This window comes from Paenibacillus sp. Paensp38, from assembly GCF_059491915.1.
This window is the reverse complement of the sequence record NZ_CP168516.1, coordinates 5286598-5311729: the sequence shown is the minus strand read 5'-3', so window position 1 is coordinate 5311729 and position 25132 is coordinate 5286598. Positions and strand designations below refer to the sequence as shown.

The following is a 25132-nucleotide window of genomic DNA, read 5'->3' as shown; positions in this document are numbered from 1 at the left end:
CGAAAGGAGGGAACGCTCGTGTATGAATGGAACGAAATGGTTCAGCTTATGATCGATTGGATTGATAATAATCTTACTTCAGCACCTTCGTTGTTGAGAATGTCCAATCAGTTAGGCTACTCCCCTTACTACTGTACAAAACAGTTTCATTCCCTTACAGGAATAACGTTAAGGGATTATGTGTGGATGCGCCGGATTAGCCGTGCCGCGCTAGAACTCCGAGATGGCAATGTCCGCATCCTCGATGTTGCAATAAAGTATGGGTTTTCTTCACAGGAGGCTTTTACACGGGCATTTGTAAAAGCATTCGAGGTAACTCCGGCTGTATACCAGAAGGAGCCCCGACCTATTCCGTTAGCCATTCGCGTTGAGGTGTTCTCTCCTTATCATTACCATTTGAAGGAGCGGGATAAGATGGTTAAGGATCATTTGCAAGAAGCTGAAGTCAAAATCGAGCATATACCAGCACACAAATTTATTGGAATCTGGGATACCTCTTCTCGAAACTACGGTGATTTCTGGAGAAACGGTCACAATTGTGATGAAATTTGCGGAACATTGGAAAGCATGTCTCATCTCAAGCTTCCCGAACAATTGGGCCAAACTGCGGGCTGGTTCTATCAGGATGGTCAGAAGGGATATCTCTATGGAATACCGGTTGCCGCTGACTACGCCGGAGAGATTCCCGCAGGAATGAGGTGCCGGGACATCCCCGAATCAGATTACCTGGTGTTTTTCCACCCACCCTTCAATTATTTAAAAAACAATGGAGACGTTATGAGAATGGTGGAGGAGAAAGCTTGGAACTTTGACCCTAGCAGCCTGGGGTATGAATGGGATGAGGAAACAAAGCAAGATTATCAGCGGCATTTCCCAGAAGGATACGGATACGCAGTGTTACGTCCAGTAAAAAAAGTGTAGAGAAAAAGAATCCGAAGAAGCCGCTACGATCAGGATGCTGTTCATCGTCTTGCTAAAGCCTGTTGAAAAATAATAACAGTTTATTACTGACGGGTTCCGTTTTGAGGTGCAATACACATCGAATTGACATTGTGGACACAATCCGATGTAAATACAGAATAAACCGATTCACTGAATCATACAGTTGTCGGTTTATTCTTGATCAGCATTTTTATTTTGCAAGTAACTATCAGTGATTTAAATATCGTTCTTTTTAATACATTTTATTAAATAAATTTGGAATAAAAGCTGCTTTCAGCTTTTTTATTCGTCTATAACAACAAATACAATTGTGGAGGTATAGAATATGAGATCTGTCTCAAAAATAGCCTGCATATCTATTTTAGGTCTTACTTTAGGTGCGGGAGCAGCACAAGCTTCTTCGACACATATTATCGTTAATAATTCAATTGTATCCTCTGATGAAACTTACCAATCTCATGGGATTACCATGGTCCCATTAAACGCTGTTCAAAGTTTACCTGGTGTATCCATCACATGGAATAATAGCACCAAGACAGTCACAATAGATCGTAACGGTGAAAAAACACTATTAAAAGTTGGGCAGAAAAGTGCAACGCTTGGTTCAAAAAGTATAACCTTGCCTGTTGTCACTACATTGAAAAACGGACGGATTATGGTCCCTCTCCGATTCATTGCTGATTCATCCAATGCGTATGTCTCCTGGAATCCAAAATCACAGACGGCCTATGTAGCGAAAGCAAACAATGAAATAAAAAACAAATATACTTCGGATAAGCTTAATGTATCCAGAGGAGCAGCAATCAAACTTCCCAAAGTTAGCAATTTAAAAGAATATACACCCAAAGGGTATGAAAATCTGAACACAGACTATTATTTTCCTGAAGGCAAATCAAATTCGTTTTTTATTCAGGAGATGGATGTTATTTCATACTATAAAATCAGCAACGATTGTAGTGTATTAATATGGACAGCACGTTTTGACTCAACCAAAAGGGAGAGCAGTGGTCTATCCTTTTTGCCTTATAAATTAGTGGAACAAGACGGCCAGAAACCTACAATTCAAGGGCGAATAACCCATTTTAATTTCATGGCCGCTGTTGGAGAAATCAGTTACAATCTCATTGACAATACTGGGAAAGAGATAAACCCAGGGCAAAAACCAGTTGATCCAACAAATTTCTTTTTTGATATCCCTGATGAACAAAAATGATCGAATTGACTTTGCATGCGTTCTTTTCCTCTTACATTAATAAAGACCAGAATCTAAGCTGGTACGTGGTAATAAATTGATACAATATTGGTTTGGAGGTATAGGCAATGAAATCTTTCGTTTTTGGCTAGTCCTAATCTCGTGTCTAGTTATTACTGTAAATATTACGGGGAACGACGACTATAATATGCTATTGGCTATCGTTAGCCCGTTGGTTTGGATGTATGAATCATTTCGATTTGTGCGAGAAGCAGACATCCCCATAACCATTGTTTACTTCACTACACTAGTTTTCTGGTATCTCATTGGATACGCTTTGGACCGTTTGATTAGAAAATCAAAAAATTAAAATCACTTGAAATTATCTTCTAAATTGTCGTCTACTTTGTCAGGCTCAAACTCGACCGTTCTGTTTTAAAGCGATAATAATCAGACAGTGAAAGCATCTTATCGTAATCGCGACTCATTGAAGCGTTCATATATTCTGAAAATGTCGATACAGCAGTCTCTTTGGGCTTATCGGGAAGTTTATAAGGTTCCTTATCCCCTCCAAAAGCCGTAACAATTACGGTCAAACCCCCTCCTAGGGCAACCAAGCAAGCCAACTTATTACGCGATACAAGCCTCAATAAACAAAACCCTCTTTGTTGTAAATTTTACCACCTATTTTCAACGTATCTCAACTTAAAAAGATGCTATAAAACGCAGCATAACTTCTTGTAAAACCCCATTCATTTAAATCTAAGGCCATCTCTTCAATATAATTTTATTTTAACGTAAATTCTCACTGAATACCTTTGTTACCTTATGTAATGTCGTCTTCCCATCCTGTAAACTAAGTTCCATCAAGCGGTAACCGCTGGATCATAGAGAGGATGAGATATTTATGAGTTTGGAAAATAGAGTTTTTGCGATACAAGCTGGTCTGGACGGACGTGTAAATGCAGTTATAGATCAAACCCTTGCCGAAAAGCGTCTGATCGGCACAGTCGTCATGATATATATGGATGGTTCACCCGTGTATGTCCGAGCGGCGGGGCTGGCTGATCGAGAAGAACAACGTCCTATGCATGAGGATGCTTTATTTCGGCTTTCTTCTGTATCCAAACCGATTGTATCTACTGCGGCTTTGGTTTTGGCAGCCCAAGGATTGATTAAGCTCGATGAATCTATTGAACGCTGGTTGCCCGATTTTCGCCCCCGATTAATCAGTGGTGAGCAGCCCTCCATTACAGTACGCCAATTGCTGACACATACTGCCGGGTTGACCTATGGCTTTTTAGAGGAAGAAGGCGGGGGTCCCTATCATCGTGCAGGCGTATCAGATGGCATGGATTTTTCAAATCTTACGCTGGAGGAGAACTTGCAACGTTTGGCTTCTGTGCCTCTGTTATATACACCGGGTAAAGCATGGGGATATTCGATTGCTACTGATGTGCTCGGCGCTATCATTAGCCGTGTATGTGGCACAACCCTTGATGCAGCTGTTAAAAAGCTCGTTACCGAACCTCTCGGTATGCACGACACCAGTTTCGCGGTCGCGGATGCCGGACGGCTTGCGGCTCCTTATGTCAACGATATATCAGAACCTCGGCGAATGCGTGAGCTTGAGGTTGCACAGGTTTTTGAGGGCACGGCAGGACTTCGTTTTCAGCCCGCGCGAGCCTTTGATCCCACGGCTTTCCACTCTGGTGGCTCTGGTATGATTGGCAGCGCAAAAGATTTCATGCGACTGTTGGAAACACTGCGAAACGGCGGCAATCCGTTACTTTCAGAGGAATGGGTCCGCGAAATGGGCACCATCCAGACCGGGAACCTTCCCTTGGCAGGCTGGCCGGGACGGGGTTTTGGATTAGGATTCACCGTACTCCAAAATCCCGATGAAAGCGGAACAGCAGAATCACCCGGAACGTGGCGTCTCGGAGGAGCTTATGGTCATTCGTGGTTCGTTGATCCCGCACTAAGACTCAGTGTGGTCGCCTTTACCAATACAGCGTTTGAAGGGATGTCAGGTCCGTTTACAACTGAGCTTTGCCAAGCCATTTACGGTAGCTCAAATAGGGTCTAATAAAGTGGGGGTTACATGTTTATGGTCTACAGGCGAGGACAGGACAATTAACGTGGTAGAGTGCCCATGCTTTCCACACTCATCCCCGAACTGCTCCAGCTTGAGCATAGACTCAACCATGACTTTCAGTAAGTAATTTTGCTCGCCGCTGATTCTATGGCACTCAATGACTTCAGGTGCAGATTGGCAAAACTCAACAAATGAATTGCATTGATTCGTGTGCACGAGCACGTGAGCCATGATCGGTTTTCCAACTTTCTCATGTGAAACTGTGGCACGATATCCGGTGATAATACCTTTATCCTCCATGCGCCGTACTCTTTCCGTTACGGCAGGCTGGGAAAGTCCAACCTCCTTACCCAGCTCGGTCATGGAGATACGCGCCTGGTTTTGTAGACACAACAAAATTTTATGATCCACTTGGTCCATCAAATCCATCTCCTTAAGTTCAAGGCAATATTGTAAAAATACAATTATTATTGTGTGTTATTTCGAGTATTGACTTATTATTTTATGATTTAATGAAATATTAGCATGCAAAATCAAGGACGTAAAGTAGGAGGACATGGAGAGGGAATGAAACTAATGAAATATAGTAAGCCTCTGCTTTTCATCGCACTTGGCCTATTTGGTGTATACACGATTGAGTTCGGTGTGGTTGGCATTTTGCCGGTCATCATTGAACGTTTTCATATTACGGCAGCTCAGGCCGGGTTTCTTGTCAGTTCATTTGCATTGATCATCGCGCTGTTCGGTCCCTTCATGGTGCTATTGATGTCCAGGTTTAACCGCAAGCGAATCATGACAATATCGTTGTTTGTTTTTGCCATAACAAGCTTGCTGTCAGCCTATACATCCAACTTTTATCTACTAGTGATTTTACGTATCATTCCGGCTCTGTTTCACCCGGTGTACTTCTCGCTTGCCTTTGTCGCCGCTACTGCGTTATATCCCCCGGAAAAGGCAACGCAAGCTTCCGCCAAAGCCTTTCTCGGCACGAGCATGGGAATGGTACTCGGTATTCCAATTACGGCCTATATCGCCAATCAAATTTCATACGAGGCCTCCTTCTGGTTTACTGCGGTAGCGAATGGGATTGCAGGGATTGGTATTTTATTCATGCTGCCGGATACACCACAAGCCGAAATGTTCTCCTATCGGAAGCAGCTTGGCATTTTGCGTAAAATACCGCTGTGGCTCAATATCGGGGCAGCTACTTTTATTTTTGCAGCCATGTTCTCGGTGTATAGCTATTCTGCCGAATATTTGGGACAAAACACAGGGATGAGCAGCAATGTTATCAGTTTTCTGCTTATTATTTTCGGCATCGGCGGAATGCTCGGCAATCTATTGGCTGGCAAGCTCATGGGCTTGCATAAGGTACGCACCGCTCTTTTTCATCCAGTAGTCTTGGGGGGCACCTATTTGCTGCTGTACGGGATCAGTTCTTCATTTATCCCTACCCTCTTCATCATTATTGTGTGGGGGGCCGTTCATACCAGCGGACTGATTGTCGCCCAGATTTGGGTGATTGATGAGGCCAAAGAAGCTCCCGCGTTTGCCAACAGTCTTTACATCTCGTTTATTAACCTAGGGGTTTCGCTGGGCTCGCTGGCAGGGGGATGGTTTATTGCCAGAGCCGGTATCCAGGGGACGCTGTGGAGCGGTTTGCTGTTCGCCATGCTGGCGATGGTATGTATCGGGACTAAAGTAATTTATCCACGTATTTTTCGAAAATATAAAAGGTTAGATGTGCAAAACTAAAGAGTTGCAAGAGGGCCAAGCCTGTTATCATAAAAAAAACCGGTCAACACTTTGTATGGTGTTGAACCGGTTTTTGTTTAATGATTTATTCCTGCCTGTCGGATTGGATTAGAATGAAACATGCACTTCGTTGCGAATTAAATCAACGTATAACCACCATCCGGGAACAGCACGCTTCCGGTGGTAAGCTTGTTCGCCATCAGATACAACACAGTATGTGCAATTTCCTCATTATACCCCACCCCGGTGTAAACAGATGGCCGAATGCTCCGACTTTTTCAAAAAACGCCTAAACCTCTTCCTCTATTTGATTATTAAGCACGTTGATTATGTAAATTCGTATTATTCTCAGCTACTCTATGGGGATCATATCATAACTATTTTAAAGGAATACTTATTTTTATTCAGATGGGCTTTCCTGCACCGAGCTTTTGCGATAGGATGTCGGCGATTGGCCCGACCAGCGCTTGAACTGTCTGCTAAAATGCGCAATATCCCCATAGCCGAGCATATCGGCAATTTGTTGCACCGACCATTGCGGATCAGCCAACAGCAACTTGGCCTCATGCAGCACAAGCCCGGATAGATATACACGGGGAGAAACGCCGAAAACACTACGGAATACACGATTACAATGGGATACGCTAATACCTAGCTCGGATGAAATCCCCTCGATCCCATCCTGTTTTTCCACCGAGCCAGCCTGCCCATAGGGCTGATTCACTCTGCCCTGAAGACGACTGGCAATCTGATGGGCAAGCTCTGCCTGCACATATCCACGCCCCGGCAGATGAGCGGCTTCGCTGGATACAGCCTCCCACAACGTTGCGAACAGTTCAAACACAGCAGATTGAATCCGCATTCGCTTTGCCACCGAATCACTACCAATTCCTATGTCTTCCGGCGTTGAAAGATCGAGCAACTTGCCCAGCGCTGGTCCCATCTGCCCTGCCACTGTGCCTTCAGCTGGAAACAGCACCTGCTCCAGACGACTCAGCAGCGAGAGAAACAGCTTATCATCAATGTCGAAATGCATACAAAAATACGTAAATCCCTCTCCGTTACTATGACTGGAGTGAACAATCCCCGGACGCAGCAGCACCAGATCACCCTGTCGCTGGGTATAGCTACGACCATCCACAACCATGATCTGTTCTCCCGCAAGCACGATGTTAATTTCATATTGAGGATGCTCGTGTGGCGGATAGCTCCAGTCTCTTCCCACACTTCGTGTATGAATGGCAAACAGATTGACTGTGGTCCGCACATCGGGAAAAAAGAATTCCTCTCCGGCAGCTGTAAGGTCCGGATGATGGGGACGCTTCGGTAAACGTGGTGACGACATGTTTTCCCTCCTGGCTTACTTACATGGATATACCCCAGTATATCGCCTTCAGCGCGATTTGGATAAATAGTTGAGCGATTTGACAATGGTTCCCCACCACATGACATGCTAGGCTCTAAGTGAAGTTAATCAAAGTTGAACTTTATCATGAAAGGGGTTTCATTATATGTCGAAAAATATATTTTATAACACACAGCATGCACCTATCGGTTCTTTTTCCAGCTTTACACTTGGGTTTAAGGGTAATCGCGGCGGACTTGGTTTGGAGCTGGGCAAGCCTGCCGACGAAAATGTATATATCGGGCTGCAATCCAGAGATGGCGAATCATACGAGGCGCTTCCCTTCTTTGCATCCACACAGGATGAAAGTGCCCGCTACGACGTGGAGAAAAAGGGTAAACGAACGGAACCGCAGCTTATGGCCTTTGCTGATTCCGACATTACCCGTGAGCTAAAAGTAGGAACGGATACATGGCAGGCCGGCGATTTGACGTTCCGGCTGTACTCTCCTGTTCGCCCGGTACCCGAGCCGGGAACCGCAGGTATGGATGAGCTGCGAGCAGCGTTGGTTCCGGCGGTATTCGCCGAGCTAACCGTCGATAACACGCAGGGGACTGCAGCGCGAAGAGCTTTTTTCGGCTATCAGGGCAGTGATCCGTATAGCGGCATACGCATTATAGGAGAAGATCCGCGCAGGGACACTACGGATTCTACCCCATTGGAGGAAAGACTCACAGGCATCGGCCAAGGGCGCAGTACAGCCATTGTGACCAACAGCAGCGAAGCAGTACCTGCCAGCGGATTTGCAATGGAGAAGCTGCTTGGGGAGACCATGGCCGAGAATTTATCCTTTGGCCTGGGCACGACGGGTGCGCTCCTGATGGACGTTCCCGCAGGTGAGAAGCGCACATATGCCTTCACCATATGCTTCTATCGCGGCGGCATTGTGACAACAGGCATCGAAGCGTCGTATTACTATACCCAGCTGTTCAAGGATATTGAGGACGTGGGAAACTATGCGTTGAAGCATTTTACAGACCTGACTGCAGCCTGTGTTCAGGCTAATCGCTGGATGGAGTCGGCAGACCTGAGCCCGGACCAGAAATTTATGCTCGCTCAGGCGATCCACAGCTACTACGGCAGTACTCAACTGCTGAGTCACCAAGCGGACGGAGAACCGATCTGGATTGTGAACGAAGGCGAGTATCGGATGATGAATACCCTCGATCTGACGGCGGATCAGCTTTATTATGAATTGATTTTGAATCCATGGACGGTACGCAACGAGTTGGAGTGGTTTGTCCAAAGGTACAGCTATCGGGATGAGGTACGCTTTCCGGGAGAGGAACAGACCTATCCCGGTGGTATCACGTTTACCCATGATATGGGCGTAGCCAACGTGTTCTCCCGGCAGGGATACTCCTGTTATGAGCTGGCAGGGATTGACGACTGCTTCTCTTACATGAGCCACGAGGAACTGGTGAACTGGCTTTGCTGCGCCACGGTATATATCGAGCAGACACAGGATCAGTCATTTACGACACGTATGCTACCTGTTTTGTGTGACTGCTTCGAAAGCATGCTACGACGGGATCACCCCGACCCGGCACAACGAAACGGCTTGATGGGCTTGGACAGCTCTAGAACCCGGGGAGGCGCGGAAATTACGACCTACGACAGTCTGGACGTATCTCTGGGTCAGTCCCGCAACAACATCTATCTGGGCAGCAAATGCTGGGCGGTATATGTTGCTCTGGAAAAGATATTTGCCTCAAAAGGGCTTAACTCCCTTTCACAGGAGGCTGGCTTACAGGCAGACAAATGCGCAGCAGCGATCACAGCACATATGACAGACAAGGGCTATATTCCAGCAGTTATTCAGGAAGGTAATGACTCGCAGATTATTCCTGCCATTGAGGGACTGATCTTCCCTTACTTTACAGGATGTGAGGCTGCGCTTAAGCCTGATGGACGGTTCGGTGGATATATCCAAGCACTGCGGCGCCATTTGGAAACTGTACTGGTACCGGGAGTTTGTCTGTTTGAAGACGGAGGCTGGAAGCTGTCCTCGACCAGTAACAACTCCTGGCTGAGCAAAATCTATCTGTCACAGTTTATTGCCCGCGAGCTGCTGGAACTGCCTTGGGAAGAAGCTGGGCAGGCCGCAGACGCTGCCCACGTCTCATGGCTTCTTCACCCTGAAGAATCCTATTGGTGCTGGAGCGATCAGATACTCTCCGGTATTGCCCATGGCAGTAAATATTATCCGCGCGGAGTTACCGCTATTTTGTGGCTGTATGAAGGCAACGGCAACCGTCTGACTCTCCCAGAGCATATGAGTCAGGATCAGAAACAGCATGTCTGAGGATCATCTTCACCTGCCCAAAAGGAGGCTCCAATATGAGCAAGCTTATGGATATGCCAAAAGAAAGCGGCTATGCGGCTTGGCTGCATTACAGCCGCAATAGTAAGGTACAAAAGCTGCCCGCCTGGTGCAGGGTCATCGTGGTCCATGAGACAGATGAAGTGCTTCAATCGGCTGCGAGTGAGCTTCAGCACGGATTGACCTCCATGTTTGGACAGCAGCCGAAAATCAGTACCGTTCCTGTAAATGCGCCATTCATTGCGCTGGGTACGTTCCCAACGCATCCTTTGGTCGCAGAACGATTCAGTGCGACGGAACAGGCAGAAGTGGGCGCGGAAGGCTACCGAATTCGCGGGCTAGAGATGCCAGATCCGGCATATTCAGCTTTGCACAGTAACGATGAGTTCAAAGGACCGTACGTTATAGTCGCGGGGCAGACCTCCAAAGGCGTATTGTATGGAGTCTTTCATCTGCTGCGCTACCTTCAAGGAGGATTAGACGGCAAACTGAAACCCGCCGCCGAGGAATCATTGCACGCTCCCCTTCTAGACCTATTGTCTAATCCAGCTAATCCCATCCGTATGATCAACCACTGGGATAACATGGATGGTAGTATTGAACGCGGGTATGCGGGTGGGTCCATTTTCTACGACAATAATGCCTTTACTGCAAATATGGAGCGCCTGCGAGACTATGCCCGTCTACTCGCTTCTGTAGGCATTCAAGCGCTATCCATTAACAATGTGAATGTCCATCAGGTAGAAACCGAGCTGATTACAGATAAATTCCTACCGGATGTGGCCAAAGTAGCTGCGGTATTCCGCGCCTATGGCATACAGATCTACTTGAGCATTAACTATGCCAGTCCTATTCAGCTCGGCGGGTTAACTACAGCCGATCCCTTGGAACCAGCTGTAGCTGAATGGTGGCAGACCAAAGCCCAGGAAGTTTACGCCGCCGTTCCTGATCTGGGTGGTTTTGTGGTCAAAGCCGATTCCGAAAATCGGCCCGGACCGTTCAGCTACGGGCGCCATCACGCCGATGGAGCCAATATGCTGGCAGATGCGTTGCAGCCCTATGGCGGACGTGTGATTTGGCGCTGCTTTGTCTACAATTGCAAGCAGGACTGGCGCGATCGCAAGACGGATCGGGCCCGCGCAGCCTTTGACCATTTTAAACCACTGGATGGGCTGTTTCGGGAGAATGTCATTTTACAGATCAAAAATGGCCCCATGGATTTTCAGGTGCGGGAGCCTGTCTCCCCCCTGTTCGGTGGGCTGGAATCCACTCAGGTGCTGCTGGAATTTCAGATTGCGCAAGAGTACACCGGCCAACAGAAGCATCTATGTTACCTTGTTCCGCAATGGAAGGAAGTATTGGATTTTGATACCTACGCCCAAGGAAAAGGCTCCACCATCAAGCGTATTGTGAGTGGCGCCCTGCATTCTCCCAAACCTACCAACTATGGAATAGCCGCTGTATCCAATATTGGTGCAGACACCAATTGGACCGGACATTTGCTCGCCCAGTCCAATCTTTATGGCTATGGTCGACTGGCATGGGACCCGGAGCTGTCTGCGGAGGAAATCGCTGATGAGTGGGTTCGGCTGACGTTTGGCAGACAAGGGAATAGCGAAGGCGACACAGATTTAATTTCTACCATTAAGCAGATGCTGCTCGATTCATGGAATATCTACGAATCCTACACCGCCCCTCTGGGGGTCGGCTGGATGGTCAGTCCCGATCACCACTATGGGCCGGATGTAGACGGGTACGAATATTCCAAGTGGGGAACCTACCATTTTGCTGATTGCCGAGGGATTGGAGTAGATCGCACGACCGCAACCGGGACCGGCTATGCAGGACAATATTTTGCTCCCCATGCCGATATCTATGAATCTACGGACACCTGTCCGGATGAGCTGCTCTTATTCTTTCACCATGTTCCTTATACACACTTGCTCCATTCCGGCCAAACTATCATACAGCACATTTATGATACCCATTTTGAAGGTGCAGAACGTGCGGCCCATCTTCGAGACACATGGGTTAGTCTACGAGGGCAGCTGAATGATACCATGTATGAGCAGGTGCTGGAGCGGCTGGAGCATCAGGCTGAGCATGCCAAAGAATGGCGGGATCGGATCAATACGTATTTCTACCGTAAAAGCGGCATTGCCGACCAGAAGGATCGCTCTATTTATTAAGCAGGCTGTCTCGGCAATACTTTCCATACAGACTGGAACAAGACTTTTATACGCTTAGGTTCATTTTCTCCTATACTGGCTTGGCTATCCGCACATCACTAAAGGGCATGCGTCTCCTCAGACCTATGCCTTATTTTTTTGCCTGTAGACTTTTAGGCACACGGTTGCTTACGTAAAATGTCATATTTGTCCACCTTGAGTGCGCAATAAATTCTTCTTTTTGTGCAACCGCTTGCTTTATACTATTTTTGTAGACGTTTACAAAATGTTGTCGAATTAGAATATGCTTTGGGGAGGATGATCGGTTTGACCTTGTATCGAAGTCTATGGAAAAAAGGGTGTATGCTTCTACTAAGCCTTGTGCTGTCTCTGACCGCCTTCATTGGCTCACCCTCTAATACGGCGAGCGCTGCGGTTGCAGATGATTTTCAAGCTTCCGTTATGGGACCGCTGGCGAAAATCAATGACTGGGGTTCCTTTAAAAAGCAGCTACAAACGTTGAAAAACAATGGCGTATATGCCATCACTACCGACGTCTGGTGGGGCTATGTGGAGAGCGCAGGAGATAACCAGTTCGATTGGAGTTACTACAAAACCTATGCAAATGCCGTGAAAGAAGCGGGACTGAAGTGGGTTCCTATCATCTCAACGCATAAGTGTGGAGGAAATGTAGGAGATGACTGCAACATCCCACTACCAAGCTGGCTGTCGAGCAAAGGCAGTGCAGATGAAATGCAGTTCAAGGACGAAAGCGGCTATGCCAATAGTGAAGCCCTTTCCCCATTGTGGAGCGGAACCGGTAAACAATATGATGAGCTGTATGCCTCATTCGCTGAAAACTTTGCCGGGTATAAAAGTATCATTCCCAAAATTTATTTGAGTGGCGGTCCTTCCGGGGAATTGCGCTATCCGTCCTACTATCCAGCAGCAGGGTGGAGCTACCCGGGACGAGGCAAGTTCCAAGCTTATACTGAAACAGCCAAAAATGCATTCCGCACAGCTATGAATGACAAGTACGGATCATTGGACAAGCTTAATGCTGCTTGGGGCACCAAGCTTACCAGCCTTAGCCAAATCAATCCACCGACCGATGGGGATGGATTTTACACGAATGGCGGATATAATTCCACGTATGGAAAGGATTTTCTGTCGTGGTACCAAAGTGTACTTGAGAAGCATTTAGGTGTCATCGGAGCAGCGGCCCACAAAAACTTCGATTCTGTGTTTGGTGTCCGGATCGGGGCCAAAGTTTCCGGTCTGCACTGGCAAATGAACAATCCTGCTATGCCGCACAGCACAGAACAAGCAGGTGGATATTATGATTACAACCGTCTCATTCAGAAATTCAAGGATGCCGATCTAGACCTGACATTCACTTGCCTGGAGATGACTGATAGTGGCTCAGCACCGAATTATTCGTTGCCGTCCACCCTGGTTGATACCGTCTCCTCCATCGCGAATGCCAAGGGTGTTCGCCTGAATGGTGAAAATGCACTTCCAACAGGCGGCAGCGGCTTCCAAAAAATCGAGGAGAAAATCACGAAGTTCGGTTATAACGGCTTTACACTTTTACGCCTCAACAATCTCGTCAACAATGATGGCTCACCAACCGGTGAGTTGAGTGGATTCAAACAATATATCATCAGCAAAGCCAAGCCTGACAATAATGGCGGTACAGGCAACAAAGTAACGATATACTACAAAAAAGGCTTTAACTCACCTTACATTCACTACCGTCCGGCTGGCGGAAGCTGGACTGCAGCGCCAGGTGTGAAAATGCAGGATGCCGAAATTAGCGGCTATGCTAAAATTACCGTCGATATCGGTTCTGCCTCCCAATTGGAAGCCGCTTTTAATGACGGCAATAACAACTGGGACAGCAACAACACCAAAAACTACTCCTTCAGCACGGGCACTTCTACGTACACGCCCGGTAACAGCGGCAATGCGGGAACGATCACATCTGGCGCTCCAGCGGGTACGATTCCCGGGGATGGCGGCGGTACAACTAACAAGGTAACGGTATACTACAAAAAAGGCTTTAACTCGCCTTATATTCACTACCGCCCAGCTAACGGAAACTGGACTGCCGTACCCGGTGTGAAAATGCAGGATGCCGAGATTAGCGGCTATGCCAAAATTACCGTCGATATCGGTTCTGCCTCCCAATTGGAAGCTGCTTTTAATGACGGCAATAACAGTTGGGACAGCAATAACTCGAAGAACTACCTTTTCAGCACTGGAACTTCTACCTACACACCCGGCTTGAACGGGGCTGCAGGATCTATCCGAACGGGGGCACCTTCGGGGGGCGTCCTCAGCGTAGGGGCTTCTACCTACGCAACCGACCTCAACGAAGTGGCAGGAGCTATCCCAACAGAAAAACTTTCGGGTGTATCCTTAAACGTAAGTACTTCTACCTATGCACCCAACTCTAACGGAGTTGAAGTAACTGCTCAAACGGAGGCGCCTTTAGGCGCCTTCACTCCTATAGATCCGGGTACCCTCTCCAAGCCCACTCCCCTTGGCACAGACTGGAGCAAACAAAGTATTTATTTTATCATGACAGACCGTTTCAGCAACGGAGATCCGTCCAACGATAACTACGGTGGCTTCAATTCCAACAACAGCGATCAACGCAAGTGGCATGGTGGCGATTTTCAAGGTATTATTAACAAACTCGACTACATTAAAAATATGGGGTTTACCGCGATCTGGATTACCCCGGTAACGATGCAAAAGAGTGAATACGCTTACCACGGCTATCATACGTATGATTTTTATGCGGTAGACGGGCATCTCGGTACAATGGACAAGTTCAAAGAGCTGGTTGGTAAGGCACATGACAAAAATATCGCTGTGATGCTGGACGTCGTCGTGAATCACACAGGTGATTTCCAACCGGGGAACGGCATCGCCAAGGCCCCTTTTGATAAAACAGATTGGTATCATCATAATGGTGAAATTACAGAGGGGGACTACAACTCTAACAACCAATGGAAAATTGAAAACGGTGATGTGGCTGGACTGGATGACCTAAATCATGAAAACCCCGCTACTGCAAATGAGCTTAAAAACTGGGTCAAATGGCTGCTGAATGAGACAGGCATCGACGGACTGCGGTTGGATACTGCCAAGCATGTACCGAAGGGTTTTCTAAAGGATTTTGACCAAGCCGCCAATACCTTCACCATGGGTGAAATTTTCCATGGCGACCCTGCTTATGTGGGGGATTACACCCGATATCTCGATGCCGCATTGGATTTTCCGATGTATTATACAATCAAGGATGTGTTCGGACACGATCAATCCATGAGAAAAATCAAGGAACGCTACTCCGATGATCGTTACTATCGCGATGCCCAGACCAACGGTGTATTTATTGACAATCATGATGTAAAACGTTTCCTGAATGACGCCTCCGGCAAGCCGGGTGCTAACTATGACAAATGGCCACAGCTCAAAACTGCTTTGGGCTTTACTCTGACATCACGCGGAATTCCAATCATCTACCAAGGTACTGAGCAAGGCTTTAATGGCGGAGATGATCCCGGCAATCGGGAGAATATGGCTTTCAACTCCAACCATGACCTGTATCAGTACATCGCTAAGCTGAACAATGTGCGCAACAACCACCCTGCTCTGCAAAACGGCAGCCAAAAGGAAAAATGGGTGGACGACTCCTTTTACAGTTTTCAGCGCTCTAAAAATGGCGACGAGGCCATTGTATTTATCAACAACTCCTGGAATAGTCAAACCCGCACGATTGGCAACTTCGATAATCTGTCCAACGGAACTCGCCTGACCAACCAATTAGGCAACGATTCCGTTCAGATTAACAACGGTTCGGTTACCGTGACTCTTGCTCCAAAGGAAGTTAAAATTTTCACCAAGTAACGGTCCCATTCGGTTACATTGGTTATTCAGATGTGCTAAAATGAGTTATAGAAGGATATACTAAAAAAAGAGCAAGGATGCTGGTAACATCCCCACTCTTGGCAACAGCCGCTTTGAAGAGCGGTCGGCTGTTCAAAGGCGATCTACAGAAATAGACCGTTTTCCCCTTGAGCAGGGCGGTCTATTTCTTTTTGTTTTGGTTCAACGCAATAACAATCGTAACGATTAATCCGATCAACGCTATTAATAGCGTGCCGAACATCATCATTAATGTCAGAGCATCCTTAACCTCCACAGGCATCACCTCCCTTCCGGGAGATTAGCCGACCGCCCACCTAAGCCATTCTGTTGTTACTGGAATTATAGCACGTAAATCCGTCCTTAAGCGACAACATTTTACAGATTCATCCAGCCAATCTTATATGGACACTCATCGTCCTTTGCTGCTTACACATTCTACTGTGTCTCTATATGGGTATAGCTTCTCAACGCTAAAAAAAGCCCAAGCGCAAAAATGAAGCATATACTGATGACCCCTCCAGGGACATACGTGAATGTTCTGCCCATTTGTACATGGGGAGAAAACAATAACGGCACTGTCCATGGATAAAAGGTATTCCCCGGTGTATTAATCAAAACAAAATTTAAGCACATAACCGTACACATCCCAATAATGGAGGGTACAAATTTTTTCCAGCGAATAGCAAAGAACGTGATGATCGGGATAAGCATAGCGTGCATAAGAATCATCTTAGCAAATACCCCAAGCTGATACATAACAATTTCAAAGGTTAGCGGTCTGGTCGTAATAAACGTACCCAATACTGTAGATAGCACAAATGCCATCAGTAGGCTAACAGCGATATACATATAAATAACGAGCAACTTACTGAAGTAAATCCGAGTTCGTTGAACCGGGTTTGTCAACAGGGCAATATGGGTGTTCTCTTGATACTCTCTCGCATAGATATAGCAGGTCAAAATGTAGTAACTCATATACCCAGTTATTAAATTAACGGAGGATACAAAATCCATAAAGTATTCATTCCACCCGTCACGATCCAAGGAAAGTTTAGGATTTATGGCGTAAGTACTAAAAGTCAAAAATACGGTTGCTATTAAAATAAACACACTTAGAAATAGAATTTTAGTTCCTTTCAGCTTCAAGCACTCTGCTTTAACCAGGTCAAGCATAGTAACCCTCCTCTCAAAAACTCTCCATTTAGTCTTTTCTTTGATATGTCCATATGGATAAAAACAATCCAAGAAGAAAGGTCACGGATAAGCTGAACCATGCTATTGAAACATTGGTAGGTATAGTCGCATTTCTTTCATTAGGAGATAAGAGATAGGGCACAATCCAAGGATACCATTCACTTTTGTATATAAAATTCAAAAATATAGCAGTACAAACTACGAGCACAACCACCATGATACTCTTCCAGCGTATAGCAAAAAAAGAGGCAATCGGGATCAACATCGCATGCATTGCACACATTTTGGCAAATACTTGGATCTGATATACCCAGATAGCCATCGTTAAAGGTCGATTTGTAATGGACATGCCTAATAAGGCAGACAAAAACAGAACGAGAAATAAGGACACCATTATAAATCCATAAATAAGGATCAATTTACTAAAATAAAATTTAACCCTGGTGACAGGCGTGGTAAACATAAATAGATGCGTGTTTTCCTGATACTCTCTTGCAAAAATATGACCCGTTAAAATGTAATAGCTGATAAATCCCGCTGCAATATTGACCAAGGAAACAATATTTGTAAAATAGTAGTCCCAACCCAGATTATCAATTGAATATCTGTAAAAAATAGCGCTCAATCCAAACATCAGCAACACAACAGCCAGCAATATTATAAAACTCAACAAGAAGGCTTTAGAGCCTTTAAGCTTAATGAGCTCTGCTCTAATCACGTCGCCCACCCTCTCCTGAAATGAGAGTCAAAAAGTACTCCTCTAGCGTCTGCTTTGTGGTGTGTATCTCATAAACTGAAAACTGATGATCTATTAACTGTTTATTTAACGCAGATGTATTTTCAATCGGACTATGAATTCTTAGTTGTTGTGGGGATATCACATTAGATTGAAGCTGCTTCATGTGCTCTTGCAGAAATGCTTGCACTGCTTCTGCATCGTCTACCTTTACATCTGTATATTGCTCAAAGCCTTCCTCTAACCGGCTCAAACGATCTTCCGCTAACAGTTTTCCATTATGTATAATCCCGATGTGTGTAGCTAACTGCTGAATTTCGCTCAAGATGTGGCTGGAAATAAGAATTGTTTTCCCGTCTTCCTCGCACAACCGCTTCAATAGCTGACGAATTTCCTTAATTCCAGATGGGTCCAGTCCGTTTGTTGGCTCATCCAATATGAGCAACTCAGGGTCATGAACAAGCGCCCTCGCAATCCCCAATCTTTGCTTCATCCCTAGGGAATAATCTTTGAACTTCTTTTTACCGGTATGCTCTAAACCTACCGTGGTTAAGGTACGTTCTATTCTTCCATCATCCTTCATTCCCATGTACTTACAGCATATTCTCAGATTATCACGCGCACTCAGGTTTTCGTATAAACCTGGTGTTTCAATAATCGTTCCAATTTTGGAAAAGATAGATGGATAATTCGACTCCAACCGCTCGCCAAATAAAAAAACCTCCCCACTTGTAGGCTCAATCAGCCTCATCAGCATGCGGATGGTCGTTGTTTTGCCAGCCCCATTCTCACCGAGGAAACCGTAGATACTGCCACGCTCCACGTGTAAGGAAATATCGTCTACAGCTACCGACATCCCGAACTGTTTGCGGAGGCCCTTCGTTTCAATAACATACTGCATTTCTTTCATCCTCCTATACACACCAAATATAATTATTATACAGATTGAATCATCCACAAAATGTAAAAACCATCACATTTATTCATTTGCCAATCATTATCCCGATAAAAACAAAACAGGCACCTGACGAAGCGTACACTTCGTTGCAGGTGCCTTGTTTATATATAAACAACGTGGGATTACTTAGGCCTCAGTAGCCACGTTGATATTGTTCAGGTATGGAAGGCTTCTCGCCGCGCAGTGCCACCGCTGCATGAGTAGCCCAATATGGATCACGCAGCAATCCGCGTCCCACAGCGACCAGATCGGCATCCTCATTGCCGATAACAGACTGCGCCAAGGCCGGTTCATCCAGTGCGCCAACGGCGATGACTGGGATGTTCAGCGCCTCGCGGATTTGGCGAGCAAACGGCACTTGATAGCCCGGATAGTTGCCTGGCTTTCTGGCGCCTGCCGGTCCTTCTCCGCCCGAGCTGACATGGATCACGTCTACGCCTGCAGCCTGATATGCTCGGCTCAGCTCAATAGCATGATCCACATCGTATCCACCATCTACATATTCCACCGCGCTGATGCGGAAGATTAACGGCATACCCGCAGGCATTTCCTTGCGCACAGCCTGAATGACTTCAACGCCGAAAAGGGATAGCTCCTGACCATACACGTCATCACGCTTGTTTGTAACCGGCGAATGGAATTGGTGAATCAAGTAACCATGTGCACCGTGAAGCTCAATCGTATCCACGCCCGCTTGAACCGCACGCCGGGCGGCGTCTGCGAATTTTTGTACCATGCCACGGACTTCCTCTGTGGTCAGTGCGCGCGGCTGCTTATAACTCGCATCCGGGTATGCGATGGCCGAGGGAGCGACCGGCTCTGCTGCATCCTCAGCTTTACGGCCCGCGTGAGCAATCTGAATGCCTACCTTGGACCCGTGCGCATGAATACCGTCAACCAGCTTCTTATAAGCCGGAATATGTTCATCTGACCAAAGGCCCAGATCATAATCGGTAATTCGTCCATCCGGTTCCACGTCCGTCATTTCTATAATAATCAGCCCCGTGCCTCCAATTGCTCGGCTTAGGTAGTGAACATGATGCCAATCATTCGGAATCCCATCCTTGGCTGTGACCGAGTATTGGCACATCGGTGCCATGACCACACGATTCTTTAACTCCAAATTTTTGATTGTATACGGTGTAAACAACGAAGTCTTCAAAACGCTCATCTCCTTTTTCATCTCTACCACATAACTAAAAATGCGTTCCAAATTACACGGTCTATTATAAGCACAATCGGCACAGTCCAAACGAAATAAAGAGATTCCCCAACCGGGGCCTCCCTCGTATTTGCACCGTGCAGTCATTATGTATATCGTAAGGTTGTAGATGTATTGCACACAATCTATTATCCACAACCTAATAACTTTTTGCAAGTAAATATTTAAATATTATTAAATATTTTTTTGTTCACACTCTCTCGACCTCCTAACTCTAACACAAAAAGACGCCCTTACGGACGCCTCTGCGAAACCAGTTTTATTGTGCTGAACCTAATTGCACCCATGCCTTCTCAATCTCTGCAACCGCCTGATCCTTGTTCATGTTACCACTGATATAAGCCTGCATCAGCTCGCCAAATTTTTGATGGAATGTATCCAAGGAGTAGTTAACAGACAGATCACCGGACTTCGACGTTTTCAAAATGCTTTCCATTTCCTTAGGCATTTCCAGATCAGGAAGCGGTGCATCCTTAATTGGAGGAATCACCTTCGCTACCTGGGAGAACCAGTTCTTACCGTATTCCGAAGTGTACAGCCAGTTGAAGAATTCAATTGTTTCCTTCGATACTTCGGAATCCTTATTGATACGCAGCGCCTGATCTGCACCGGTAATGATGACCGATTGATCCGCTTTGTCACTCACCGGATATCCCATGATGCCAATCTTGAGATCAGGGTTAATTTTCTTGATCGCTTCCTCATCCCACGCACCTTTACCCGTCATAAATGCAGCTTTTCCAGATGCAAAATCACTTACTCCCGCATTGCTGTCCCGTTCCAGCGGCTTATCTGTGCCATGTTTCACCGTCAAATCAATGAAGCTAAAGAAGTTGTTGTACAGCACTGGGTAGTCCTTGATTTTTGCTTTACCTGCGATAAAATCACTAACGAGCTGCTTCGACTCCACGCCTGCATCCTGTGCAGCAGCATCTACATAGTGCATGAAGATGTGCTTCCATACCCACCACTCTTTATATGCGTTGGCAAATGGAGTAATGCCCTTCGCCTCCAGCTTGGTGACCGCGTCCTGCATTTCTGCAATCGTCTTTGGCGGGGAGGTTATCCCAGCTTTGGTAAGCAAATCTTTGTTGTAAATCAACGAAAACAGGTTCCCCTTCACCGGGAGTCCGAGCACTTTGCCGTCACTGGAACTCATATTCGCTCGAACAGCATCCGTCATGGCTGCTGCTAGCGGCTCATTGGTCAGATCGGCGCTATAATCCGCATACGTGTCGATGTCGCCTCCTGCCGTCGTTTGGAATACATCCGGTGTACTACCTGAAGCTATTTTCGACTTCAGAATCGTGTTGTAGTCTGCCTGCATGATCTCCAAATTGATCTTCACGTTAGGTTTGACCTTCTTATACTCCTCGATATACGCGTTAAAGGCATCGGTATACTCCGGTGAGGCTGTGAACATATTTATTGTAACCGTTTTCAAATCTTTTTTGCCGCCAGCACTTTCTTTCGACGCATCCGTGCCGCCGCTGCTTCCACATCCGCTCAACAAACCGACCGTCAAAAGCAAACTGCCGGATAACGCCATCATCTTCTTTAACATGGATACTCCCCCATTTGTTTGTGATCAACGTCCATGCGATCATTCTAAAAAATATACTCCAATTTAAAAAGGCAGATTAGTGAAGCATTAAGGGTAAAAAAGTGGTTTATTGCAAGCTCACACGATACTCAGACGGTGACACCTGATAATAATTACGAAAAGCCTTACTGAAATAATTTTTATCCTTGTAGCCGAGCATATCCGAAATTTCCTGTATTTTCAGGCTGGAATCGCCCAGCAGCTCCTTCGCCTTGTCCATCCTAACCTTCTGTACATATTCGTGAATACCGTAACCAAACTGCTGCTTAAACAGCTTCATCAAGTATTCCCGACTCAAAAAAAAGGTTTCAGCAAAGAACGAAATTTTAATATCCTCAAAATAATAACGGTCGATGTGCCTTTTGATGTCTGTTATGTCAAAGGGCTGGTTCCCCGCTTGAGCATGTTGGACCCCAGCAATGTAAAGCTCCAGCATCCGATTCAATCTCTGACCGTAGTGAACAAAGCTCGTAAAATCAGCAGACAAATCGCTTTCCCCCATGTGCTCCGGTTCTTCCAAAGCTCCATCTTGATTCAACGCTGATGTAGACGCACCCAACTCAATCGCTGCCTCTTTCAGTAGAAAATGGAACTCCCGCATCAATCGATCAGCATCTTGTAAACGGAAAACAGGACCTGTTGCCAATTGTTTCAGCAGATCACCCAGCAGTACCTTTGCCCGGTTTGCCTGACCTGTCTGAGCATCCTTTTGGATCGACAACAGTTGCTCCGTCCATGACATTTCCTCTGACGCAGCCATTTGCCGGGGCACCGTATGGAGAATAGATTCCCCTTCCAGCTTCAATACATCCGTGCTGTGAATGAGCGTTTTGGCATCCCTATAGGCAGAAGCCAGCTCCACTACGTCTGTACAGAGCTTGCCCACTCCGGCCGCTACTACCATACTGAACAGCCCATGCAGGTTCACAACCGCCTTCTGTGCCACTTGTGCCAGTAGGAGGGACATATGTTCTTCATGTCCTGGGGCCAGGGTACAGATCGAAATGACCTCGCGCTCCCGTCGCGGATGGGGGAAGCTAAAACAACTCAACCGTTCATCTGATGTCTGCGCTAATACATTCGTTACAGCAAAATCCATCAGATCGACATCGCCATGAAAACGTGTCCTGCGGATCACATCCCTGTTGAGCAGCCGCAGCACGATCACCCCAAAGCGATTCCCCGGCTGATCCGCTCCGATTAATGGGAGCAACGCCGTATTGGCCTGCTTTTTAAAGCTACCGTCCAAAATGGACAAATACAGCTTCTCTTTCAGCTTCGGCAGTGACATATTCAGCGTAATGTTCTGGCTAATGGACTTGTTTTTGCTTTGCTCTCGGCTTTCCAGAATGTCCACTGCTTTGCGCAGTGCCTGGTTCAGATCCTGACGATTGATAGGCTTGAGCAGATAATCCACCACCCGGGATTGAATCGCCTGCCGTGTAAATTCAAAGTCGTTGTAGCCGCTAATGACAATCGTCAACAGATGGGGATATGCCTTCTCGATGGCACGGAGAAATTCGATACCGTTCAGCTCAGGCATTTTCATATCGACCATCACCACATCTATAGGGTGCTGACCCAGCAGCTCCAGTCCCAATCTTCCATTCGTCGCTTCATAAATATGTTCGATCCCCAGACGGTCCCAGTCCCCGATAATACGAATGGCTTCGCGCAACGGCTCTTCATCGTCAATAATCAATACGTTATACATGACTACTTCCTCCCCGGGGAATTTGCATTCTCATTTCCGTTCCCGTTTCATCCGTAAGGATGAATAATCCTGCCTGATCTCCATACAAAAGCTTCAACCGTGTGTTCAGATTTTTCAAACCAATATGCTCACTCTCCCGTTCTTCCCATTTTTCATGGAATGAATCCAGCACCAGTCTCAGCTTGTCCTCTGAAAATCCAGGCCCGTTGTCCCTGACTGCAATTGTGGCATTTGCATCTGTAGAACTCGAATCGGCTGAAATGACGATCAGAATATCGCTTGATACTTTTTCCAACGCATGCTTGATAGCGTTTTCCACCAACGTCTGCACAGATAACCTTGGAATCGGCAGCTCCATCAGCATTTCCTCCCATACCACTTCGACCCGCAGTCTCGCCCCGAATCTTGCTTTTTGCAGACCTATATATCGTTCAATATGCTTGAGCTCCTCGCGGGCAGCTACGATATCCTTGCCGTTGATGGAATACCGTAACGTTTGGGCCAACGCATCCACCATATCCGCCATATCGAACATCTCCCGCTTTAATGCCTGTGTGGATATGGCTTGCAGGGCATTGTACAGAAAATGAGGATTAATTTCAGCCTCCAACGCCTTGAGTATGGCGTTCTTTTCGACCAGCTTCATGCGATAGCGCTCATTAATAAGTTCTTCGGTTCTTTGGACCATTTCGTTAAAATGCAGCGACAAATATGCAATCTCGTCATGTCCCTTCACAGGAGCTGTTGCTCCAAAATCTCCGGTGCTAAACCGCTTCATCTGGGTGGACAGCTTATGTAAAGGTCGGGTAATGGCGTTCGAGGTCAGTGTCACTAATATAATAGACACACCTAAAAATAAAGCCCCAATGGCATAGCTCCAGTTTCGTGTTGTCGTAGCTGCTTCATAAATCTGGCGGTATGGGATGGGCTTAATGAGCTGCCACCCATCCTTTTCGCCAGCATCATAGACGACCAAATACTCCTGATTGCCACTGCGATCAGACCACGTTACTCGCCCGCTTCCTCCCTTGCCGATCTGTGCCAACACTCCGGAATCATGCATCCGCTCATATAGCGGAAAGCTGTTCACATAAAAGGGAACCCCTTTAGGGCTCATTAGCATCAATTGGTCCCCTTTGCCCAGTGGAATGTTCTGCATGATTTCATCCACGGTGCTCGTATTGTAATAAAAGGACAGCACCGCCTGCGGGTGACGGGATGCAATCGACCTCAACACTCGATGGTATGCCATAAAGCTGGCTTGTGGCGCCACATAGCCCATATCAGAGCGGGACCCCACAAAGGATTGAAATGATTCGTTCGTGGTACTAGCCATCGCCTCTTTATACCAAGGAAGCTTGGGAATATCCGTGTTTATTCCTTTGCGCACCGTAATGTTATACGTCTCCCTGGTCACCACATAGTATTGATGTCGGTCCGCCACGTACAGATAGATCGCTTCCAGATCGGTACGCGAATAAAACATGCTGCGCAAGTAATTCTCAATGACCATTCTCGAAGCATAGTCCCGGTTCTCATTGGCAATCGCGTTCATGATATCGTTGTAACGTAGCTGCGGAAGAGCCAACTGCTGCATTCCCTCCAAGTAATCCTCCAAATTCTGATTGACCAGCAGCAGATTATTGGTCGTGCTGGCGATGCTATGGTTAACCGACTCCTTTTCAATCATCTGATAGGAAATAATTGTGAGTGAGCCCACCACCAGAATAATCACCGAGGTAAAAAGTAGAATGAGCTTGTTCACTAATTTTTGCGTGATTCTCCTCCACATAGAGCGAAGAAACGTTCTTACACGCTCTGACATCATGATAATCGCCCCTTTTGAAAGCGTACACATTTTTACCCTCAACTGTTTTCTTAAA

General features: G+C 46.5%; 18 protein-coding genes and 1 pseudogene. 7 read left to right on the top strand and 12 right to left on the bottom strand.

Annotated features, from left to right (window positions below):
* The first annotated feature begins 18 nt into the window (after window positions 1-18).
* The gene (locus ACEN8J_RS23510) at window positions 19-921 is read left to right on the top strand and encodes an AraC family transcriptional regulator (RefSeq protein WP_029518728.1); all 903 of its coding nucleotides are present in this window, start codon (window positions 19-21) and stop codon (window positions 919-921) included.
* A 346-nt stretch (window positions 922-1267) separates the two neighbouring features.
* Window positions 1268-2155 (top strand): copper amine oxidase N-terminal domain-containing protein, encoded by an 888-nt coding sequence (locus ACEN8J_RS23505; RefSeq protein WP_341040278.1) that lies wholly within the window; start codon window positions 1268-1270, stop codon window positions 2153-2155.
* Between the two features lie 380 nt (window positions 2156-2535).
* Here the strand turns inward: ACEN8J_RS23505 and ACEN8J_RS23500 are convergent, their stop codons facing one another.
* Window positions 2536-2730: a hypothetical protein gene (locus ACEN8J_RS23500; RefSeq protein ID WP_238437815.1), complete on the bottom strand. Its 195-nt coding sequence runs from the start codon at window positions 2728-2730 to the stop codon at window positions 2536-2538.
* A 311-nt stretch (window positions 2731-3041) separates the two neighbouring features.
* On the opposite strand from ACEN8J_RS23500, the gene ACEN8J_RS23495 reads away from it, so the two are divergent.
* Window positions 3042-4223 (top strand): serine hydrolase domain-containing protein, encoded by a 1182-nt coding sequence (locus tag ACEN8J_RS23495; protein ID WP_318627729.1) that lies wholly within the window; start codon window positions 3042-3044, stop codon window positions 4221-4223.
* Here ACEN8J_RS23495 and ACEN8J_RS23490 read toward each other — a convergent pair.
* Window positions 4209-4652: an Lrp/AsnC family transcriptional regulator gene (locus ACEN8J_RS23490; RefSeq protein ID WP_029518733.1), complete on the bottom strand. Its 444-nt coding sequence runs from the start codon at window positions 4650-4652 to the stop codon at window positions 4209-4211. The two genes, ACEN8J_RS23495 and ACEN8J_RS23490, sit on opposite strands and share 15 nt — an antisense overlap.
* Before the next feature lie 147 nt (window positions 4653-4799).
* Between ACEN8J_RS23490 and ACEN8J_RS23485 the strand changes: the two genes are divergently transcribed.
* A complete protein-coding gene (locus tag ACEN8J_RS23485; protein ID WP_239645246.1) occupies window positions 4800-5987 on the top strand; it encodes an MFS transporter in 1188 nt (395 codons plus the stop codon).
* 137 nt (window positions 5988-6124) lie between these two features.
* Here ACEN8J_RS23485 and ACEN8J_RS23480 read toward each other — a convergent pair.
* Both ACEN8J_RS23480 and ACEN8J_RS23475 read right to left on the bottom strand, forming a co-directional pair.
* Window positions 6125-6229: pseudogene (locus tag ACEN8J_RS23480) on the bottom strand (SDR family oxidoreductase); the annotation flags it as partial.
* A 158-nt stretch (window positions 6230-6387) separates the two neighbouring features.
* Entirely contained in the window at window positions 6388-7332 is a 945-nt protein-coding gene (locus ACEN8J_RS23475) for a helix-turn-helix domain-containing protein (RefSeq protein WP_209947625.1), read from the bottom strand.
* 166 nt (window positions 7333-7498) lie between these two features.
* Between ACEN8J_RS23475 and ACEN8J_RS23470 the strand changes: the two genes are divergently transcribed.
* The 3 genes from ACEN8J_RS23470 to ACEN8J_RS23460 all read left to right on the top strand — a co-directional run bounded on the left by ACEN8J_RS23470 (window position 7499) and on the right by ACEN8J_RS23460 (window position 15801).
* Complete coding sequence (locus ACEN8J_RS23470) at window positions 7499-9697, top strand: glycoside hydrolase family 52 protein (RefSeq protein ID WP_495594031.1); 2199 nt, start codon at window positions 7499-7501, stop codon at window positions 9695-9697.
* Between the two features lie 35 nt (window positions 9698-9732).
* Window positions 9733-11904, top strand: coding sequence for an alpha-glucuronidase family glycosyl hydrolase (locus ACEN8J_RS23465; protein ID WP_341071382.1), 2172 nt, complete (start codon window positions 9733-9735; stop codon window positions 11902-11904).
* Between the two features lie 306 nt (window positions 11905-12210).
* Entirely contained in the window at window positions 12211-15801 is a 3591-nt protein-coding gene (locus ACEN8J_RS23460) for a family 14 glycosylhydrolase (RefSeq protein ID WP_495594030.1), read from the top strand.
* Window positions 15802-15982: 181 nt separating this feature from the next.
* Here ACEN8J_RS23460 and ACEN8J_RS23455 read toward each other — a convergent pair whose 3' ends face one another.
* From ACEN8J_RS23455 to ACEN8J_RS23420, 8 genes are all read right to left on the bottom strand, one after another.
* Window positions 15983-16096 (bottom strand): putative holin-like toxin, encoded by a 114-nt coding sequence (locus ACEN8J_RS23455; RefSeq protein WP_016822651.1) that lies wholly within the window; start codon window positions 16094-16096, stop codon window positions 15983-15985.
* Window positions 16097-16257: 161 nt separating this feature from the next.
* Window positions 16258-16995: an ABC transporter permease gene (locus tag ACEN8J_RS23450; RefSeq protein ID WP_495594029.1), complete on the bottom strand. Its 738-nt coding sequence runs from the start codon at window positions 16993-16995 to the stop codon at window positions 16258-16260.
* Window positions 16996-17023: 28 nt separating this feature from the next.
* Window positions 17024-17734 carry an ABC transporter permease gene (locus ACEN8J_RS23445; protein WP_069012243.1) on the bottom strand — a complete coding sequence of 237 codons (711 nt, stop codon included), beginning with the start codon at window positions 17732-17734 and terminating at the stop codon, window positions 17024-17026.
* Window positions 17727-18653, bottom strand: coding sequence for an ABC transporter ATP-binding protein (locus ACEN8J_RS23440; protein ID WP_495594028.1), 927 nt, complete (start codon window positions 18651-18653; stop codon window positions 17727-17729). Before ACEN8J_RS23440 ends, ACEN8J_RS23445 begins: the two co-directional genes overlap by 8 nt.
* A 190-nt stretch (window positions 18654-18843) precedes the next feature.
* The gene (locus ACEN8J_RS23435) at window positions 18844-19872 is read right to left on the bottom strand and encodes an NADH:flavin oxidoreductase/NADH oxidase (RefSeq protein ID WP_029518752.1); all 1029 of its coding nucleotides are present in this window, start codon (window positions 19870-19872) and stop codon (window positions 18844-18846) included.
* A gap of 319 nt (window positions 19873-20191) precedes the next feature.
* On the bottom strand, window positions 20192-21496 hold the full coding sequence (locus tag ACEN8J_RS23430) for an ABC transporter substrate-binding protein (RefSeq protein WP_029518753.1): 1305 nt from the start codon (window positions 21494-21496) through the stop codon (window positions 20192-20194).
* A 106-nt stretch (window positions 21497-21602) separates the two neighbouring features.
* Window positions 21603-23249 (bottom strand): response regulator, encoded by a 1647-nt coding sequence (locus ACEN8J_RS23425; protein ID WP_342434639.1) that lies wholly within the window; start codon window positions 23247-23249, stop codon window positions 21603-21605.
* Entirely contained in the window at window positions 23242-25107 is a 1866-nt protein-coding gene (locus tag ACEN8J_RS23420) for a cache domain-containing sensor histidine kinase (RefSeq protein WP_495594567.1), read from the bottom strand. Before ACEN8J_RS23420 ends, ACEN8J_RS23425 begins: the two co-directional genes overlap by 8 nt.
* Window positions 25108-25132: the final 25 nt, after the last annotated feature.

What these genes read in the sequence shown, in the direction of transcription:
- ACEN8J_RS23505 (WP_341040278.1), top strand. Translation starts at nt 1,268, where the DNA reads ATGAGATCTGTCTCAAAAATAGCCTGCATATCTATTTTAGGTCTTACT.
- ACEN8J_RS23495 (WP_318627729.1), top strand. Translation starts at nt 3,042, where the DNA reads ATGAGTTTGGAAAATAGAGTTTTTGCGATACAAGCTGGTCTGGACGGA.
- ACEN8J_RS23490 (WP_029518733.1), bottom strand. Translation starts at nt 4,652, where the DNA reads ATGGACCAAGTGGATCATAAAATTTTGTTGTGTCTACAAAACCAGGCG.
- ACEN8J_RS23485 (WP_239645246.1), top strand. Translation starts at nt 4,800, where the DNA reads ATGAAACTAATGAAATATAGTAAGCCTCTGCTTTTCATCGCACTTGGC.
- ACEN8J_RS23475 (WP_209947625.1), bottom strand. Translation starts at nt 7,332, where the DNA reads ATGTCGTCACCACGTTTACCGAAGCGTCCCCATCATCCGGACCTTACA.
- ACEN8J_RS23470 (WP_495594031.1), top strand. Translation starts at nt 7,499, where the DNA reads ATGTCGAAAAATATATTTTATAACACACAGCATGCACCTATCGGTTCT.
- ACEN8J_RS23465 (WP_341071382.1), top strand. Translation starts at nt 9,733, where the DNA reads ATGAGCAAGCTTATGGATATGCCAAAAGAAAGCGGCTATGCGGCTTGG.
- ACEN8J_RS23450 (WP_495594029.1), bottom strand. Translation starts at nt 16,995, where the DNA reads ATGCTTGACCTGGTTAAAGCAGAGTGCTTGAAGCTGAAAGGAACTAAA.
- ACEN8J_RS23440 (WP_495594028.1), bottom strand. Translation starts at nt 18,653, where the DNA reads ATGCAGTATGTTATTGAAACGAAGGGCCTCCGCAAACAGTTCGGGATG.
- ACEN8J_RS23430 (WP_029518753.1), bottom strand. Translation starts at nt 21,496, where the DNA reads ATGTTAAAGAAGATGATGGCGTTATCCGGCAGTTTGCTTTTGACGGTC.
- ACEN8J_RS23425 (WP_342434639.1), bottom strand. Translation starts at nt 23,249, where the DNA reads ATGTATAACGTATTGATTATTGACGATGAAGAGCCGTTGCGCGAAGCC.
- ACEN8J_RS23420 (WP_495594567.1), bottom strand. Translation starts at nt 25,107, where the DNA reads ATGTGTACGCTTTCAAAAGGGGCGATTATCATGATGTCAGAGCGTGTA.